Annotated in this window: 19 protein-coding genes; 8 read left to right on the top strand and 11 right to left on the bottom strand. The window is 46.7% G+C overall.

Features of this window, described 5'->3' with window-relative positions; all coding sequences use genetic code 11:
- Positions 1-33 precede the first annotated feature (33 nt).
- From Q1A41_RS14680 to cyaY, 6 genes are all read right to left on the bottom strand, one after another.
- The gene (locus Q1A41_RS14680) at positions 34-345 is read right to left on the bottom strand and encodes a pyrimidine/purine nucleoside phosphorylase (protein WP_299980509.1); all 312 of its coding nucleotides are present in this window, start codon (positions 343-345) and stop codon (positions 34-36) included.
- Between the two features lie 437 nt (positions 346-782).
- Positions 783-1,988: an acyl-CoA dehydrogenase family protein gene (locus Q1A41_RS14675; protein ID WP_299980507.1), complete on the bottom strand. Its 1,206-nt coding sequence runs from the start codon at positions 1,986-1,988 to the stop codon at positions 783-785.
- A 162-nt stretch (positions 1,989-2,150) separates the two neighbouring features.
- The gene (locus Q1A41_RS14670) at positions 2,151-3,155 is read right to left on the bottom strand and encodes an alpha/beta hydrolase (RefSeq protein WP_299980505.1); all 1,005 of its coding nucleotides are present in this window, start codon (positions 3,153-3,155) and stop codon (positions 2,151-2,153) included.
- A gap of 3 nt (positions 3,156-3,158) precedes the next feature.
- The gene (locus tag Q1A41_RS14665; RefSeq protein WP_299980503.1) at positions 3,159-4,358 is read right to left on the bottom strand and encodes a hypothetical protein; all 1,200 of its coding nucleotides are present in this window, start codon (positions 4,356-4,358) and stop codon (positions 3,159-3,161) included.
- Positions 4,359-4,398: 40 nt separating this feature from the next.
- Complete coding sequence (locus Q1A41_RS14660; RefSeq protein WP_299980501.1) at positions 4,399-5,085, bottom strand: crotonase/enoyl-CoA hydratase family protein; 687 nt, start codon at positions 5,083-5,085, stop codon at positions 4,399-4,401.
- A gap of 88 nt (positions 5,086-5,173) precedes the next feature.
- Entirely contained in the window at positions 5,174-5,590 is a 417-nt protein-coding gene (cyaY, locus tag Q1A41_RS14655; RefSeq protein ID WP_299980499.1) for an iron donor protein CyaY, read from the bottom strand.
- Between the two features lie 65 nt (positions 5,591-5,655).
- On the opposite strand from cyaY, the gene Q1A41_RS14650 reads away from it, so the two are divergent.
- From Q1A41_RS14650 to Q1A41_RS14625, 6 genes are read left to right on the top strand one after another with little or no spacing between them, the layout of a single operon-like run.
- Complete coding sequence (locus tag Q1A41_RS14650) at positions 5,656-5,853, top strand: lipoprotein (protein ID WP_299980497.1); 198 nt, start codon at positions 5,656-5,658, stop codon at positions 5,851-5,853.
- A gap of 51 nt (positions 5,854-5,904) precedes the next feature.
- Positions 5,905-7,143, top strand: coding sequence for a diaminopimelate decarboxylase (lysA, locus tag Q1A41_RS14645; RefSeq protein WP_299980495.1), 1,239 nt, complete (start codon positions 5,905-5,907; stop codon positions 7,141-7,143).
- Between the two features lie 31 nt (positions 7,144-7,174).
- Positions 7,175-8,005, top strand: coding sequence for a diaminopimelate epimerase (gene dapF, locus Q1A41_RS14640; RefSeq protein WP_299980493.1), 831 nt, complete (start codon positions 7,175-7,177; stop codon positions 8,003-8,005).
- The gene (locus Q1A41_RS14635; protein ID WP_299980491.1) at positions 8,002-8,682 is read left to right on the top strand and encodes a DUF484 family protein; all 681 of its coding nucleotides are present in this window, start codon (positions 8,002-8,004) and stop codon (positions 8,680-8,682) included. The genes dapF and Q1A41_RS14635 overlap by 4 nt, the downstream gene beginning before the upstream one ends.
- Before the next feature lie 11 nt (positions 8,683-8,693).
- Entirely contained in the window at positions 8,694-9,584 is an 891-nt protein-coding gene (gene xerC, locus Q1A41_RS14630; protein WP_299980698.1) for a tyrosine recombinase XerC, read from the top strand.
- Positions 9,585-9,595: 11 nt separating this feature from the next.
- A complete protein-coding gene (locus Q1A41_RS14625) occupies positions 9,596-10,333 on the top strand; it encodes an HAD family hydrolase (RefSeq protein ID WP_299980489.1) in 738 nt (245 codons plus the stop codon).
- A 6-nt stretch (positions 10,334-10,339) separates the two neighbouring features.
- Here the strand turns inward: Q1A41_RS14625 and Q1A41_RS14620 are convergent, their stop codons facing one another.
- From Q1A41_RS14620 to Q1A41_RS14600, 5 genes are all read right to left on the bottom strand, one after another.
- Positions 10,340-10,603 (bottom strand): hypothetical protein, encoded by a 264-nt coding sequence (locus Q1A41_RS14620; protein WP_299980487.1) that lies wholly within the window; start codon positions 10,601-10,603, stop codon positions 10,340-10,342.
- A 563-nt stretch (positions 10,604-11,166) separates the two neighbouring features.
- On the bottom strand, positions 11,167-11,505 hold the full coding sequence (locus Q1A41_RS14615; RefSeq protein ID WP_166852649.1) for a P-II family nitrogen regulator: 339 nt from the start codon (positions 11,503-11,505) through the stop codon (positions 11,167-11,169).
- Between the two features lie 164 nt (positions 11,506-11,669).
- The gene (locus tag Q1A41_RS14610) at positions 11,670-12,920 is read right to left on the bottom strand and encodes an ammonium transporter (RefSeq protein ID WP_299980485.1); all 1,251 of its coding nucleotides are present in this window, start codon (positions 12,918-12,920) and stop codon (positions 11,670-11,672) included.
- A 95-nt stretch (positions 12,921-13,015) separates the two neighbouring features.
- The gene (locus Q1A41_RS14605) at positions 13,016-13,354 is read right to left on the bottom strand and encodes a P-II family nitrogen regulator (RefSeq protein WP_299980483.1); all 339 of its coding nucleotides are present in this window, start codon (positions 13,352-13,354) and stop codon (positions 13,016-13,018) included.
- A gap of 53 nt (positions 13,355-13,407) precedes the next feature.
- Positions 13,408-14,124, bottom strand: coding sequence for a TorF family putative porin (locus Q1A41_RS14600; RefSeq protein ID WP_299980481.1), 717 nt, complete (start codon positions 14,122-14,124; stop codon positions 13,408-13,410).
- Between the two features lie 421 nt (positions 14,125-14,545).
- Here Q1A41_RS14600 and Q1A41_RS14595 point away from each other — a divergent pair, with 421 nt between their 5' ends.
- Positions 14,546-14,800 (top strand): accessory factor UbiK family protein, encoded by a 255-nt coding sequence (locus tag Q1A41_RS14595; protein WP_299980479.1) that lies wholly within the window; start codon positions 14,546-14,548, stop codon positions 14,798-14,800.
- 159 nt (positions 14,801-14,959) lie between these two features.
- Entirely contained in the window at positions 14,960-16,477 is a 1,518-nt protein-coding gene (locus Q1A41_RS14590) for a YifB family Mg chelatase-like AAA ATPase (protein ID WP_299980478.1), read from the top strand.
- The last annotated feature ends 355 nt before the right edge of the window (positions 16,478-16,832 follow it).

Genomic DNA, 16,832 nt, shown 5'->3' with positions numbered 1-16,832 from the left:
ACAGGCCAGGCTTTCCCTACCTGTGCTTTTTATTTACAGGTAAGAACAGCAGTAATCTAGAGGCTCTGATACTTTCAACGAGAAAGAACTGTTCGCCGGCACATTGAAGTCATCACCTGCGGCATAGCTCTTCCACTCACTGTCGCCCGGCAATAGTATCTCAGCCTTACCCGCCAGCACTTCCATCAATTCAGCCGCTTCGGTATCGAAGGTGTAATCTCCAGGTAACATTAAGCCAAGGGTTTTCTTACTGCCATCTGGAAATAGAACGGTACGGCTTACCACCTTACCATCAAAGTAGATGTTAGCCGCTTTGACAACGCTTACGTTTTCGAATGTAGACATGGTTTTCTCTTTGCTATGGTTTTTGTTTAATTTGCAGTGGATTATATAGCAAAGAGGCTCTGTACGTACTGACCCTATCAGAAGCTCTACACATAAATGCCGAGGTCTGACAGATTTTATGCCTAATTAAATTTATTGTTTACTTATTATACCAGCCAACAACCAGATTTCTCTCGATCTAGTGCGGAAGATTACCCGGACTTATTCACAGTAGCCCTTAGAGGGTGAAGACGCTTGCCAGCAACCGTAAAGTGTCACGGATGACACGACCCGAGCGCCCTCGACCAAATCCCTTGGAGGGATTTTGGGCTTGGCCGAAGGCTGAGCACCTGGACGGTGCGAATCCATGGCTTGAGCGCGTTGCGGGCGAGCGTTTTCACCCTCTAAGGGCGGCAAAAAACCAATAATGATTCTTATCAAGCTCAATGCTAGAAAAATTAGTCCCGCAATAAATCCTTCGCTATCGCCAATACCTGCATCTCATCCGTGCCACCATAAATCTGTAAAATCTTGGCATCACGCATAAGCTGCTCTACCCGGTATTCGCGCATATAACCATTGCCACCAAAAATCTGCACCGCCTGAGTCGTAACCTCCATGGCCGCTTGCGCAGCATAAAGCTTCATCGAAGAAGCCTCAGCCATACTCATCGCAATACCTTGCTGACTCATCTCAATATAACGGAACACCATATTTTGAACATTAACCCGAGCCACTTCCATATTGGCAAGCTTCAACTGAATTAACTGAAACTGCCCAATGGCCTGACCAAACTGCTGGCGCTCTTTAGCGTATTCCACACATAGCTCAAGCGCACGCTCAATAATGCCTAGGGCCATTGCCGCAATGCCGGCACGCTCTTGTGCGAATGTCGCCTTCGCACCACCGCGACCATAGCTGTTAATATTACCACCTAAAAGACGATCTTCCTCAACAAAAACATCTTGCAAAAAGAGCTCGCCAGTTGGAGAAGAACCGATACCCATTTTATGGAAGGGCTTCGATTGCTCTAAACCTTCCATACCGGAATCTAAAACAAAAGAAACAATTTTACGTTGCTCGGCGGGCACACCGTCTTCTTCAAGCTTACAAATAAAGACAATAGTGTCAGCATAAGGGCCATTAGTAATGAAGGTTTTGTTGCCATTAAGTAAAAAACCGCCATCGACTTTTTTGGCGCTAGATTTCATCTGCCCAAAGGCATCACTGCCAGAATTAGGTTCCGTTATCGCCCAAGCGCCCACTTTTTCTAGTGTGAGCAAAGGCAAAGCCCAGCGTTGCTTTTGCTCTAGCGTGCCCTTAGACATAATGGCGCCACCGGTTAAGCCCATAGACACCCCCATAGCTGTCACCAAGCCCTGGGCATGACGACTAATCTCAATAGTAGGTATCAAGCTTAAAGCGGCATCCCTCGTCGAATCGCCATCTGACTTTTTCTCAGGATTTGATTCAGCGGCGATACGTCGCTCAAAAGAAGCCTTAGCCATTTCATCCAGGCCAAAGGTTTTTACAAATTTGCGCAGAATATCGTAAGGCGGTAAGCCACCATATTCTAATTCATCCAAATGAGGGACGATTTCCTTCTCGACAAAATCCCGCACCATATCGCGCACACTCTGGTGCGTTTCGCTCCACTGAATCATAGGGCCTCCGAGTTATTGTTATTTTAAGCGTTGTTTTTAATTCAAATTTATAGCCGTACCACGCTGCGCCCTATTATCAGCCGGAGTAAAAGCCTGGCAACAGGGGGATTACTGTCGCTTAACTGGCAGGATTAACCACTTAAGGGTATTTATAGAGCCAGGCTAGTGGGCCTCTAGGTGATGATCGATAAGAGCAAAGACTTGATCACGATAGCGTCTCGCCTCGTTTACCAATTGATGGCGGCCATCCTCGATAAGCTCTACCTTCACACTGGCAAAGGCTTTTTCTATTTGGGGCAAGTTATATTCCCAATCCACCGTCTTATCATCGGTGCCTTGGATAACGACAATAGGCTTAGTGCAGGGTTCTTCGATAGCATCCACTCGCTCTAGCCAATCTTTCATGGCAGCCACCCATGGCACAGATAACTGCTTTGGCTGCAAGACGTCTTGCTCCGCGAGAAACTTCATAAAAGGAATATTATGGGAGTTAATAGCAAAACGTCGCGGCATGCTATTGATGCGATTATTTAACAATTTAAACAACCACTGACCACTATCCCAGGCAAAGGGTTTTACCAGTGGAGCTAACAGCAGCACCTTATCAAAAGCGGGCTCATCATTATTAATCAAATAATTCATAATCGCAGCGCAACCCGTGCTTTGACCAATAACATGAACCGGCAGCTCACTGTCGCCCAGCAAAGACCTAACTTTCTTTAAGGCCTCGGCATAATGGTCAAAATTTTCAATCGAGGCACGCTCACCTGTACTCATACCATGCCCGGGCAAATCAAAACCTAAAACAGCATAGCCTGCGCTAAGAAGGTGGCGAATGATATGTTGGTAGATACCCATATGGTCATAATAACCATGCACTAACAGCACCCAAGCTTTAGGTTTAGTTGGCTGCCAGGCCTGGCACAGTAACTCAAATTCTCCACTTTCGATTTTTCCCATCGAATGCTTTAACTCTAAGTCCGGAAACTCAACAGAAAAATCGATATTATAAAAACTAAGATACTGCTGTTTTAGTATGGCCAGATTTTCTTCTAGCTCGCTAGCTTCGCTTAAGGAGAAAGCTGGCAAACCTTTGCGGAGCTTTTCTAGTTGTTTCTCTGTTAGCCAATTGCCATTGGGATAAAATTCGGCTTCTGTACTGATCATAAGTTATAGGTCTTTCAAATCTTTTGCGGGCTCGCCCGCTGCTAAGGCTCGACGCCAGTCTTTTAGGCGCTTATCAATGAGCTCGCTGGTTCTAGCTCCCTCTTCCCATTTATAGGCCAATTCCATGGTAGCAATAGCTTGCTCTCTCAAGCCTTGCTCCCAATAAATGATAGCTTCCAGTTGAGCAAAGTTGCCTTCCCGATCATTGATTTTTTTTGCCAAAATTAAATGTTCAAGCGCTCCAGTATAATTTTTTTTACGAAAGTCTCTCTGGGCATTTGCAAAATGATAATAGGGATTTCTTTTTCGATGGGAAGAAGATCGTTCCGCGAGAGCTTTGGCCTCTTCTAAACGCCCAGTAATTCTATACAGGTTGGCAAGATTCGTCATAACGCTGTAATCTCTTCGCTCAACCGACAAGGCCTTTAAGTAAGCTCTTTCTGCAAGCGCTAGACGGTTAATTCGTCTTAGTGCTAGGCCTAAATTACCCCAAGCTACTACTTTTTTAGGGTCTGCCTTGATAGCAGAATGCAAATATTTAAATACTGTTGGCCAATCGTCCTCAAACATCGCATCGACGGCAAGATTATTAAACTGAAGTGATAAAGCTTCCAAGTCAGATATCGTTCTGCTGGGGTAGAAGTGGCTAAAGCGGTCCATGCGAAAGTCGATTATTTTATTTCGCCCAGCACCTGTTTTACCAATAACATTCACATGGCGAAACCTAAGCAGTAAATCTTTTTCTCCTAAGCTCCAACTGGGAGGTAAATCCACCTCTTGAAACGATAGATTTAGATTGACGTGCCGCCCCATAGCTATAAACAATGCCGAATAAGAAAGACAGTTTGCCTGTGCCTTATCGAAGGCCTCATCCGCCGTGTAATGAGCATCCGCTTTGTATTCTATTGTTCTTGAAGGATCATTAATGGCGTTATGTATATCTTGAATACGCCGACTGGCTGTCCCCTTAGGCCTAACGTAAAAACTAGAAAAAGCTTTCATATCATCACTCATGAACAGAAACTTTTCTAATTCGGCTTGAACATCAAGTGCGGGGTAAGTGTCTAAAAAATCCTGCAACTGCTCAATACTTGCAGCTTGGTCAGTGGCGCTATGTTGCGGAGCACCGCAAGATAGTAGAAGGCCAACCATCAGCATGGTCAGCCCTCGTGAGAAAGTTTTTTGAAAATGTAATCTAAACATGCCTTGTCTCCTGTAATTACAACAGCGCAAAGCAATGGCTTTACATTTTATTATCTTCCTCAATGGCCCAATCTAAAGCGTCCAATTGCTGTTTGCGGGCTTTTACTTTTGTTGCTTTGAAAGCATCACGGTTGAGGCTTGCCATTTGCTGCGCTAGCGCTGCAGCTGCTTGCTGCAGTTCATTTTCATCGGCAACGGTGCTGTCTAAAAAACCAGCTGTAAGCGCTGCCTGCGGATCAAACATTTCTGCATTGATAATAGCACGATTGAAATAGACTGGCGCGAGACGCCCTCGACATAACTCGATACCCACATGATGCATGGTCATGCCGATCGCTACTTCGTTAAGGCTTATCTTAAAGTTACCCTCTACGCCAATTCGATAATCTGAGGCCAGCAATAAAAATGCGCCTTTAGCGATGGCATGGCCATTACATGCCGCAATGATGGGCTGTGGATGTGCCAGCATGCGACGTGTTAAGCGCGAGCCCGCATCGACCATAGCTCTGGCGGCATCGATCCCCTCTTGCATTACGGTTAAATCGTAACCACCGCTAAACATACCTTCGCGACCGGTAATGATCACCGGCTTAGCCACAGCCTCTGCGCGATCTAAACCTTCGTTGATGGCCGCCAACACCGCAGGGGACAGGGCATTTACCTTACCGTTATTGAGGCGAAGGGTTACCGCATGTTCAGCTTCGCTATATTCGATCAAATCACTCATATAAGTTCTCTAAGCTCTCTATGTTTTCTAAGCTCTTTTTCATTTGTAAGACCGCCCACTGGTACGGCCACAAGAGCTATTACAAGGGCTATAGCACTACCGGCTGACTGGATTGCTCGCTCAACACACGGTTAAGCAACTCATCCAAGCTTTCGCCCGTTGTGGTACAAGTCCACTGGCTACTTTCCCAATCACAATGAAAACCACCAGACTTGGCCGCCACCCAGATTTGCTTCATCGCCAGTTGGCGAGAGACAATCACTTGGGTATTGCTATCTTCACAGTCGATGGTCAATACTCCGCTGCTGGATTCAAAGTCTAAAGCGGCATCACACTCATCGATGGCGTCTTCTAGGGCCATTAGGGTGTCTTCGGCTTGGGCTAAAAATTCAGCTTCATTCATGGTCGATTCTCTCTTAGATTCAGTATCATCTATCAAACAATTCAAACCAAGGATTGTAGCATGCCCCACATCAACGATCTGACACAGGGTCAATGCTGCCAAAGCTATATCCACCGCCGCCTTTACCGTATACTGCGGCCTGCTTATAGCCTTTATAGAGACGCATTATGAAAAAAGCATTCGCAATCCTATTTGGCCTTACCCTTGTGGCCGCTCTAGGCGCATGCGGCCAAAAAGGCCCATTGGTCTTACCTGCCGCTGAGCCTGTTGTGCAAGAGCCATCAGCGGCAACAAAAGAGCCATCAGCGGGTAATGAAGAGCCATCAGCGGTAACGAAAGCGCCAACTAAAGAAGCGGTGGAATAATAAGCCACCCCATCCAACTAAAATCATAGAATTAAATACAGCAATAGCACCATGCAAGATTTTTACTATAACGAACAACAACTCATGGCCGAGCAATGCCTGCTGCAAGATATTGCCGAACAGTACGGCACCCCTTGCTACGTCTACAGCCTGGCCCATATACAACGCCAATATCTAGCCTATGCCAACGCCCTTGGCGATAGTGGCATGGCCTGCTATGCGGTGAAAGCCAACTCCAATATCGCGATTTTGCAGCAGCTAGCCAAGTTAGGCGCAGGCTTTGATATTGTCTCTGAAGGTGAGCTTGAACGTGTGCTCGCCGCTGGTGGGGAACCCGCAAAGATCGTCTTTTCCGGCGTCGGCAAAAAGCCCGGCGAGATGCGCCGCGCACTAGAGGTGGGGATTCACTGTTTTAATGTGGAATCTGAAGCCGAGCTCGAGCTACTCGCCTCAGTTGCCAAAGACATGGGCAAGACCGCCGCCGTTTCGCTGCGCGTAAACCCCGATGTCGATGCGAAGACCCACCCTTATATCTCCACCGGCTTGAAAGAAAACAAGTTTGGTATCGATATCAAGCGCGCACCCGAGGTATACCAACGCGCCGCAAGCCTAGAGTCTCTTGAGGTTGTGGGCGTTGATTGCCATATCGGCTCACAACTGACTGAGCTCGCGCCTTTTATTGATGCCCTAGATCGTATTTTGCAGCTTATAGACACCCTTGCCGGCTTAGGCATTACCCTAAAGCATATGGATCTAGGCGGCGGCCTAGGTGTCGACTATCAGGGCGAAAAGCCACCAGCCATCAGCGAGTTAGTCGAAGCCGTACGAGCCAAGCTTGGTGATCGCCAATTAGAGCTCATCTTTGAGCCTGGGCGCTCTATTGTCGCCAATGCCGGTGCCCTGCTCACCCGTGTGGACTACCTAAAGCCCACCGAACATAAGAACTTTGCCATCATCGATGCCGCCATGAACGATAATATTCGCCCATCGCTGTACCAAGCTTGGCAACAAGTTTTGCCAGTCCAAGAGCGTTCCGAAGAAGGCAAAGAGTGGGACTTGGTCGGCCCTGTTTGTGAAACTGGTGATTTTATGGCCAAGCAGCGTCAACTTGCTTTGGCAGAAGGTGATATATTAGCTGTTATGTCGACTGGCGCTTATGGCTTCACCATGAGCTCTAACTACAATAGCCGCCCCAGAGCCGCTGAAATTCTGGTTGACGGCGATAAGGCTCAGTTGATCCGCAGACGCGAATCTATTGCCGAGTTATTTGCCCACGAGCAGCTATTGTAAGCACCAGAAAGTTAGATATAAGGAAGATAGAGTGAGACTGAGATTCACCAAGATGCACGGCTTAGGTAATGACTTCGTCATGATTGACGCAGTTAGCCAACGCATCCGACTCAGTGCCGAGAAGGTTCGCAAGATTGCTGATCGACGCTTTGGCATCGGCTGTGATCAACTATTGATCGTTGAGATTCCCAGCCGTCCCGATGTTGATTTTAAATATCGCATTTTTAACTGTGATGGCAGTGAGGTTGAAAATTGCGGTAATGGCGCTCGTTGCTTTGCTAAGTTTGTGCGCGAGCGCAAATTAACCGGCAAGAAAGAAATTAAAGTAGAAACCAAAGCCGGGGTATTGCTACTAAAAGTGCAAGACAATGGAGATGTCAGTGTGGATATGGGCAAGCCCGAGCTTAGCCCAGCACAAATCCCCTTTGATAATGCTGAAGAACAAAGCAAATATCGCTTAACGCTAGATCACGGCGAGATTGAGATCGGTGCAGTATCGATGGGCAACCCCCATGCCGTTACTGTGATCGATAACTGTAAGAAAGGCCCGATTGAACAATGGGGACCACAGATAGAAGCTCATGCCCGCTTTCCACAGAAGGTAAACGCCGGCTTTATGGAGCTACTATCTCGACAGGAAGTTAACCTACGGGTTTTTGAGCGCGGAGTAGGTGAAACACTGGCCTGCGGCACCGGCGCCTGCGCAGCAGTCGTTAGCGGCCGTCTACAGGGCTTATTGGATGAGAAGGTGAAAGTAAATCTGCCAGGTGGTAGCTTGCAGATCGATTGGCCAGGGCGCGACCAGCCCGTTATCATGACAGGACCCGCAACGACGGTTTATCACGGACAAATAAAAATATGAGCAACACAGAAAGTGCTATAGACGAACAGGATATCGTTGAATTTTTAAAAAACGATCAAGAATTCTTTCTACGCCATCCTAATTTAATCAGCGATATTCAATTACCCCACGCCAGCGGTAATGCAATTTCACTGATTGAACGTCAAGTTAGTGTTTTACGTGAGCGCAATATGGAAATGCGTCATCGCCTTAGCAGCCTGTTAGAAAATGCTCGCGATAACGATAAGTTGTTCGATAAAACCAAGCGCCTAGTACTGGCCTTGATGGAAGCCCAAGATTTGGGCGATATTATTGATGCTCTGTTCTACAGTTTTAATAGTGAATTTAAAATTCACTACACTACCCTGCTGCTATTCAGTAAAGACGATAATATTGACGCCGGCCCGGCCCGCATTGTTACTTTGAATGAAGCCCGAGAGCCGCTTGGCGCACATATTAAGTCGGGTAAAGCATGTTGCGGACATTTCGACGGCAACACTATTCATTACTTATTTGAAGACAATGCCGCCAAGGTAGGCTCGGCCGCCATTGCGCCTCTAATTCACGGCAACTGCTTTGGCCTGCTAGCCATCGGCAATCGTGATCCAGATTACTATCGATCCAGCATGGGCACCCTGTTTCTTTCCTATATTGCCGATATGCTAAATCGCATTGTGCCAAAACATTTGCCAGGCTAAGCATGGAAAACTTGCTGCAACAAAGTCAAAGCTTCTGCGATTATCTGCAGCAAGTGCGGCAAGTTTCCCCACATACCCTCGCCAATTATCGACGCGATTTGGATAAATTTATACATTATTGCGATTCCCAAAACCTCGATAATATTAGTGCCGTAAACGCACACCATATTCGCCAGTGCATTGCACAGCTGCATCGCCAAGGCTTAAGCGGCCGAAGTATACAGCGGTTGCTCTCAGCCTTACGCTCTTGGTTTCGTTTTGCCATAAAGGAACAGTGGATAAAACAAGACCCAAGCACAGGCATCAGTGCGCCTAAATCGCCCAAACCCTTACCCAAAACGATGGATGTGGATCAAACGGCAGACTTTATGTCGGTTGATCACGAAGATGATTTTTATGGCGCACGTGATAGCGCAATCTTAGAAACCATGTACTCATCTGGACTTCGTTTAGCCGAGCTGACCAGTCTGAATATAATCGACATCGACTTTTCAGCGGGCACCGTGCTGGCACGAGGCAAAGGCAACAAACAAAGATTACTACCCTTAGGCAAGCTTGCCATTAATGCCATAAAACAATGGTTAGCTCAGCGTAAGTTGTTCGCCGAACAAGACGAGCCCGCCGTGTTTATCAGTAAAAAAGGTCAGCGCCTAAAACCACGTAGCATTCAAGCGCGTTTTAATCGCCAAAGCCTAGCTAAAGGCCACCCGGTTAACCCCCATATGCTGCGCCATTCTTTTGCCAGTCATATGCTGGAGTCCAGCGGTGATTTAAGAGCCGTGCAAGAACTTTTAGGACATGCCAATATTTCCACCACACAGGTATACACACATTTGGATTTTCAACATCTCGCGAAAGTCTATGATAATGCCCACCCAAGGGCGCAGAAAAAAGACGATTAAGAAACTGCTCTATGCCAGATATTAAACTGATTTGTTTCGATCTTGATGATACGCTTTGGTCTACCAAACAAGTGATGATGGAAGCTGAAAAACAAGCCTTTACCCTATTAAGTCAAAACGCCACGGTAATAGCTGAACACTATGACATGATGAGCTTGTTTCAAGCTCGCGTAAAAAAGTGGAAACAGCTTACTGCCAGCCACCCACAACTGAAATACCAAATAAGTCAGCTGCGTCGCCAATCTCTCAGTTTAGTTTTGCAAGATCATAATTTTAGCCAAAGCGGTGCTGATCAACTCAGCGATGAAATCTTTCAATGCTTTATGCACTGGCGGCACAAGCCCATTTATTTTGAACATGCAGAGGAAACATTGGCGCAATTGAGCGAACAGTATCAACTCGCAGCCATCACCAATGGCAATGCCTGCAGCAAACGCTTGGGGCTCGATAAATACTTCACACTGCATATCAGTGCAGAAGATCTTGGTATCGGCAAGCCAGAACCAGAGCCTTTTGTGCATACCTTAAAGCACTTTAATGTTAAGGCTGAAGAAGCACTACATATAGGGGACAACCCGAGTGACGATGTTTTGGGGGCACGGCAAGCAGGGTTATACACTATTTGGTATAACCCTAAGAGTAACCCCTGGAAAGAAGCTGATTACAAAGCTAGCCTGGAAGTCGACCAACTCAATAAAATACCTGCAGCCGTAGAACGACTGCAGGCCAACTTGCAGATGAAACCGTAAAACTATTTAGATAGGCCTAGACCCATAATTATTCTGAGGCTTTTTAGGCGGATCGGCCATCACGTTCGGTGCAACATCCTGGATCTCTCCGCCTTGGCTTAGAAATTCCTGCACTTGACGATCTAACTCGGACCTAAGATCGGCTCGACAGCCCGGGGTAAAGGATTGCTCTTTATCTAATTTAGCAAGCGAATCTAATCCAACCGGCTTGTCACTCACATTAAGCTGCTTAACAGCTTTTTCTTTTTTATGCTGTTTAAGTATTGTCATTTTATTAAGTACCCTAAGAATACACCCTTCGTATTTAGGTATAGCCTATTGATCAGAGTAGGCAACCAATCGTCGGAACTTTTTTATCACTTTTTTTCATCATTATTACTGAAAAAATTCCATTTTTTCCAAAATGACAGCTTAGACAGTTAGTTCTTTAGTTTTGAATTGAAATCTGTGTTTTAGTTGTGGTTATTGCAGAGCCACGAACAGTGTAAACAGCGCCTAGACTTATTGATAAGGCAACAAAAGAGAAATTGAGAATTGCCCATAAACGGTGCAAAAATATTTATGTGCTCAATCAAATATTTGTGCAGCAGCGACATCTCAATGACTTAACAAAGGCAGGCCTTCAATCAGAGCTGATTTGCGATAAGCTAATTTAGAACTAAAGTAATCCAGCCGTTAGGGCTGTGATACTTGATAAGTGCTTAGACACTGAAGTAAAAAAGCAAATTAAACCGCTGCGAAAATAAAATAAGAAAAGAAAAAGTGGAAGTAGGAAAGATAGGAAGAAAATAAAGAGCGCGCAGCCATCAAAAACCATGATAGCTGCGAGGTTTTTATACGGCCTCGGGGCCAGTTTCGCCAGTGCGAATGCGGATAATTTCATCCAATGGTGAAATAAATATTTTACCATCGCCAATCTTACCCGTTTGAGCCGATTTGCTAATGGCTTCTACGGCCTGCTCAACCATGGCGTCATCAAGAGCCAGCTCCAGTTTAACTTTGGGCAAAAAGTCCACCACATACTCAGCGCCTCGATAAAGCTCTGTGTGGCCCTTTTGACGACCAAAACCTTTGACTTCAGTAACTGTCATACCTTGCACGCCGACTTCCGATAAGGCTGCACGTACGTCGTCCAATTTAAATGGTTTGATAACCGCTGTGATTAACTTCATACCGAATTCCTGTTTGAACTTGAATTGCTAAGGCTTTTCATGGCTTTTTTTAGAGGGGGCACCATACACGGAAAAGCCCTAAAAATCACCCAAACAAGCCTTCTTTAGCCACAAAAGCCCCGAAAACCGGGGCTTTTATGATGTAACACAAACGCTATGTTCAGTTACTTAGTGGTGAACTCTGGATAGGCATCCATACCACACTCAGCCAGATCAACACCATCGTACTCTTCCTCTTCGCTTACGCGTACGCCGAAGATCTTATCGATGATCAACCACACCACTAAGCTTGCTAGGAACACCCAGCCGAAAATAGTAGCAGCACCAATTAACTGGCCAGTGAAGCTAGAGCCGCCATCGGCCGTTAAAGGGTTAGTTACTGGCACTAGCAGTAAGCCCAATAGACCCACAACACCGTGAACAGAGATTGCACCTACTGGATCATCGATTTTTAGCTTATCCAAAGTCAGGATGCTGAATACAACGATGACACCACCAAGCATACCGAACAATGTGGCTTGTAATGGAGTAGGTGTTGATGGTTCTGCTGTAATCGCTACCAAGCCAGCTAGAGCACCGTTCAACGCCATTGTGAGATCAGCCTTACCAAACTTAAAGCGGGCAATTGCTAGCGCACCGATTAAGCCACCAGCTGCTGCTGCATTGGTATTCATAAAGACGACCGCTACACTGTTTGCACTTTCAACACTGGCTGTTGCTAATACCGAGCCACCGTTAAAGCCGAACCAACCCAACCAAAGAATAAAGGTACCCAAGGTAGCCAATGGTAAGTTACAACCCGGAATCGGAGTGATGACATTACCTGGGCCATACTTGCCTTTACGTGGGCCAAGAATCAATACACCAGCCAAGGCCGCTGCGGCACCTGCCATATGCACAATGCCCGAGCCCGCAAAATCAGAGAAACCAAGATCTCCTAGATTGTACAAACCGAAGACATCTTTACTGCCCCAAGTCCAAGAACCTTCAAGTGGATAGATGAAGCCTGTCATCACCACAGCAAAGGCTAAGAATGCCCACAGTTTCATGCGCTCAGCGACAGCACCTGAAACAATCGACATGGCGGTTGCTACAAACACAACCTGGAAGAAAAAGTCCGCTGAAGGAGCATAGCTCGCAGGCTCAGCGGCTCCGGCAATTCCGTCCCCCGTAATGCCGGACAACAGCCAATCGGCTGACCCGTACATGATGGTGTAGCCACAAATCATGTACATGGTACAAGCGATAGCGAACAAGGCGACGTTTTTGGTAAGGATTTCTGTGGTGTTTTTAGCGCGCACTAAGCCAGCTTCCAACATGGCAAAGCCAGCGGCCATCCACATTACCAGGGCACCACAGACTAAGAAATAAAAGGTGTCGAGGGCATAAGCCAACTCGTTAACTTGGGTTTCCATCAGTTTTCTCCAGACAAAAGAATCCTGTCGCAGCTAAAAAAGCCGCAAAAAATAAGGTTTTTGAGTTTATTGCGAGATTAAATCAGATCGCCATGCTAGATAGCATCTTCGCCGGTTTCACCGGTGCGGATTCTAATAAGCTGCTCTAAGGCGCTGACAAATATTTTTCCGTCGCCAATTTTTCCGCTGTGTGCTGCTTTTGAAATAGCTTCAACAACAACGTCAACATCTGAATCTGCCACTGCAGCTTCGATTTTAGTTTTTGGTAAAAAGTCGACAACATATTCGGCACCGCGATATAGCTCAGTGTGGCCTTTTTGTCGGCCATAGCCTTTAACTTCCGTTACCGTAATACCTTGCACGCCAGCTTCAGATAAGGCTTCTCGCACGGAGTCGAGTTTGAATGGTTTAACAATTGCAGTTACTAATTTCATAATTCCCCCGAATTGGAGCCAGCCGCAGCTGGCTCCGAAATGCGCTGCTTTGTTTATAGCGATTTAGCAATAGTAAAAATAAACGATCCATCACAGAGACTGTCATTGTCAAAGCACTCGGCTTTATTCAAATCGGTATCGTAATAGCCCAAGCTGAAATCAACGCCGCCATAACTTTTGTTTAAAGTGATGTTGTAATCAGCATATGAATCTGCGCCGCCAGTTAAGAAGGCATTTTCGCCAGGAGCGGCATTTTGAGTGCTGCGATCCAAATCACTAAAGCCATAGTGAATGGCAACACTGAAATCTTCCGGTAAAGCAAACTCGTAGCCGCCATAAATGTAGATCAGCTTTCCAGTTTCCAGGTAGTAGTCATCGGAGTAGTTCACCCCCAACGTGAAATCTTTAAAAGACACACTGCCGTAAACCTCAGCGTAATCATCTACATCAGGAGTACCAGGGTAATCGTAATAAAGGTAACCGACATCAATAGAAACATCTTCATTTAAGTCGGTGCTGTAGCCGATGTAATAATCCAGCTCTAAGCTGTTGGCAAAATCGACATTGGAACCCCAAGTGCCAACGTAAACGCCGTTTTCAAAATTCACATCGAAACCGCCTTGAATAGCTGGGCTGGTATCGGTCTGTGAAATGCCTCGGAATTTGTAATCGCTGGTTAGCGCAACGTTTGCACTGATTTCTGCAGCCTGGCTTGAAAATGCCGCCAGACTCAAAGCAGCAGCTGAAACACAGTTAATGACTCTCTTCATAATTATTCTCCAAGATTTAAGTGCTTGTAAGTTTGTTTATAAGTATTGGCACCGCTCTTAGCGCTTAGGAACGGCCTCGGCCATTCTTTAAGCTATAGCACATGGTGTTTATTCCGCCGCCGGCACTCTAAAACTTCTGCCTAACGACACTCGTGATTGAATCAACTAAATTGCTTATTGCACATCGCGGGCCAACTTTTAATTTTTCTCCTATGTATTGATTTTTCGGGGGATTAAAATCGTTTCGGGGAATTAATGGGCTTATTTTGCACAGCCCTGGTGCAATTCTTTTAGTGCATCGAGCTTCGCTCGCTCTTGGTGCGCCGCTTTTAGCCCTCTCTTGGTGCAAAACAGGCTTTTATGTATCTTCCTGCAACATGGTTTACACTAGCGCCCTACTTTTTATCGGGACTGCCCTTCCATGCTGCAAGACTTCGCACAAAAACTCGCCAATGATATTCACCAAGCTGTGGAAAACGGCCCTACGCCTCACAGCCAGTTACAGCAAATAATTAGCTCTGCGGTAAAACGCTTGAACTTAGTTGGGCGTGATGAATTCGATGCACAAAGTATCGTGCTACAGCGCAGCCGAGAAAAAATTGATGCCCTAGAGCAACAATTAGCTCAGATGCAGCAGCAACTAGAAGAACTTCAAAAGTCCTCTACCAACTCATAACCACCATTCGCAACAAGGCCTATTCCGGCTTTTGCCCGATACTGCATAGTTATAGCGGCTGTTAGCCTAATCCCATTACCCCACAGAATATGTGCACTTAGCCGCCACCGGCTTGCTGAGGCCTAGGACTTGAAAGGGCTTAATAGGGATTAGCAAAATATGTCATTAGCTGTTGTATATAGCCGTGCCAGACTGGGCATTGATGCGCCATTAGTTACGGTAGAGACCCACATTTCCGGTGGTTTGCCCAAACTCGCGATTGTTGGATTAGCCGAAACAGCGGTGAAAGAAAGCAAAGATCGTGTACGTAGCGCCATTCTTAATAGTCATTTCGAATTTCCCGCCCGCCGCATAACCGTGAATTTAGCGCCCGCCGACCTGCCCAAAGATGGTGGCCGCTTTGATTTAGCCATCGCACTGGGGATATTGGCAGCCTCCAAGCAGATACCCCAAGGCGAGTTACAACATTGCGAGCTACTTGGTGAACTTGCTTTATCTGGAGAGCTTAGGCCAGTCCCCGCTAGCCTTAGTGCCTCACTGGCGGCCAGCGGACAGCAACGTAAGCTCATCGTGCCTAGGGCCAATGCAGCCGAGGCCGCGCTGAGCGCCAATACTGAAGTGCTAGCAGCCGACAACCTGCTACAGGTTTGCGCCCACCTAAACGGTAATCAGCCACTTGATCCTGAGCCTGCAGCCGTGATGAGCGAGCGACAGCAGCTCAGCGGCTTGGATATGCAAGATGTTAGGGGCCAAGCCCAAGCCAAAAGAGCTTTGGAAATAGCCGCCGCCGGTGGTCACAACATCTTATTTTTTGGGGAGCCCGGCACTGGTAAAACCATGCTCGCCCAAAGGCTGGGCGATATTTTGCCCGAACTATCCGAACAAGAAGCCATTCAAGTTGCGGCTATTCATTCAATACATAAACCTTTTGATATTGCTAAGTGGCGTCAACGCCCATTTCGCAACCCTCACCACTCGGCCTCGAGCACGGCTTTGGTCGGTGGCGGCGCGAACCCGAAACCGGGCGAGATCAGCCTAGCCCATGGTGGTGTGCTGTTTTTAGATGAACTGCCCGAGTTTCCCCGTTCAGTGCTGGAGGTTTTAAGGGAACCTCTAGAAAATGGCGAAATCTGCATCTCTAGAGCAAGGGCCCAGGCGACTTTTCCAGCTAGATTTCAATTAATATCGGCCATGAACCCCTGCCCCTGCGGTTACTTCGGCAGCCGCCAACGTGCCTGTCGCTGCAGCCCAGAACAAGTGCAGCGCTATCGTTTGCGGCTCTCTGGCCCACTATTAGATCGCATCGACCTGCACATCCCTATGCAGACTATTAATAGTGATGAACTGCAAAACGCGCCGATTGGCGACAGTAGCCAGTTAATCCGCGAGCGGGTAATAGCCGCCCAAAAGAGGCAGCTACTCAGACAGCAAAAACTCAACGCCAACCTAAGCAATACCGAGCTGGATGAAATTTTGGCTAACAAGCTAGTCGCCAGCGCCGCAAGCCTTGAATTACTCGCAAAAGCCATGAGCCAGCTGAAGTTTTCGGCGCGAGCTTACCACCGTATCTTAAAACTGGCCTTGAGCATTGCCGATTTGAGTGATGCCCAAACATTGGAGGCCAACCATATAAGTGAAGCCTTGAGCTATCGAGGCCTCGATCGAGATAGTCAGTAAATTCCTCTGGAAGGCGCCCACTCTATGAGACTAATTAACCATCAGATCAACTACCAGACCGCTCCTATTGCGTTCTAGAAAACCAACCCTCCGCAATCTTTAGCACCACAGTCCGTAAATTGGCGAGCACACAGGCTCTTTATTGTCAATGAATCTTTTATCAATTGGTTTACACGGCCAACCCGAGGTTTCGACAAAATGAACTAAATCAATCTGGAAATTGGGGCAGCGAACAGTCAATTTTCGTCCTAGCCCAATAACTCCTCACAATTCAGATATTCTAGCTACAGAAATTTACTTACAGGCTATTATTTATTAGGACTCATATGTCGTCATAAATTATGCTATTAGATTT

The sequence above is a fragment of the uncultured Pseudoteredinibacter sp. genome (genome assembly GCF_947502065.1).
Taxonomy (GTDB): domain Bacteria; phylum Pseudomonadota; class Gammaproteobacteria; order Pseudomonadales; family Cellvibrionaceae; genus Pseudoteredinibacter.
The sequence above is the reverse complement of the archived record's forward strand: the minus strand, read 5'-3'. Positions and strand labels throughout refer to the sequence as shown.

Bases quoted from the DNA above. Each gene is read 5' to 3' on its own strand.
- Q1A41_RS14600 (WP_299980481.1), bottom strand. From the start codon at position 14,124: ATGAAGAGAGTCATTAACTGTGTTTCAGCTGCTGCTTTGAGTCTGGCG.
- Q1A41_RS14605 (WP_299980483.1), bottom strand. From the start codon at position 13,354: ATGAAATTAGTAACTGCAATTGTTAAACCATTCAAACTCGACTCCGTG.
- Q1A41_RS14625 (WP_299980489.1), top strand. From the start codon at position 9,596: ATGCCAGATATTAAACTGATTTGTTTCGATCTTGATGATACGCTTTGG.
- Q1A41_RS14590 (WP_299980478.1), top strand. From the start codon at position 14,960: ATGTCATTAGCTGTTGTATATAGCCGTGCCAGACTGGGCATTGATGCG.
- Q1A41_RS14595 (WP_299980479.1), top strand. From the start codon at position 14,546: ATGCTGCAAGACTTCGCACAAAAACTCGCCAATGATATTCACCAAGCT.
- Q1A41_RS14670 (WP_299980505.1), bottom strand. From the start codon at position 3,155: ATGATCAGTACAGAAGCCGAATTTTATCCCAATGGCAATTGGCTAACA.
- Q1A41_RS14675 (WP_299980507.1), bottom strand. From the start codon at position 1,988: ATGATTCAGTGGAGCGAAACGCACCAGAGTGTGCGCGATATGGTGCGG.
- Q1A41_RS14660 (WP_299980501.1), bottom strand. From the start codon at position 5,085: ATGAGTGATTTGATCGAATATAGCGAAGCTGAACATGCGGTAACCCTT.
- Q1A41_RS14680 (WP_299980509.1), bottom strand. From the start codon at position 345: ATGTCTACATTCGAAAACGTAAGCGTTGTCAAAGCGGCTAACATCTAC.
- Q1A41_RS14620 (WP_299980487.1), bottom strand. From the start codon at position 10,603: ATGACAATACTTAAACAGCATAAAAAAGAAAAAGCTGTTAAGCAGCTT.
- Q1A41_RS14635 (WP_299980491.1), top strand. From the start codon at position 8,002: ATGAGCAACACAGAAAGTGCTATAGACGAACAGGATATCGTTGAATTT.
- Q1A41_RS14615 (WP_166852649.1), bottom strand. From the start codon at position 11,505: ATGAAGTTAATCACAGCGGTTATCAAACCATTTAAATTGGACGACGTA.
- Q1A41_RS14665 (WP_299980503.1), bottom strand. From the start codon at position 4,358: ATGTTTAGATTACATTTTCAAAAAACTTTCTCACGAGGGCTGACCATG.
- Q1A41_RS14610 (WP_299980485.1), bottom strand. From the start codon at position 12,920: ATGGAAACCCAAGTTAACGAGTTGGCTTATGCCCTCGACACCTTTTAT.
- Q1A41_RS14650 (WP_299980497.1), top strand. From the start codon at position 5,656: ATGAAAAAAGCATTCGCAATCCTATTTGGCCTTACCCTTGTGGCCGCT.
- lysA (WP_299980495.1), top strand. From the start codon at position 5,905: ATGCAAGATTTTTACTATAACGAACAACAACTCATGGCCGAGCAATGC.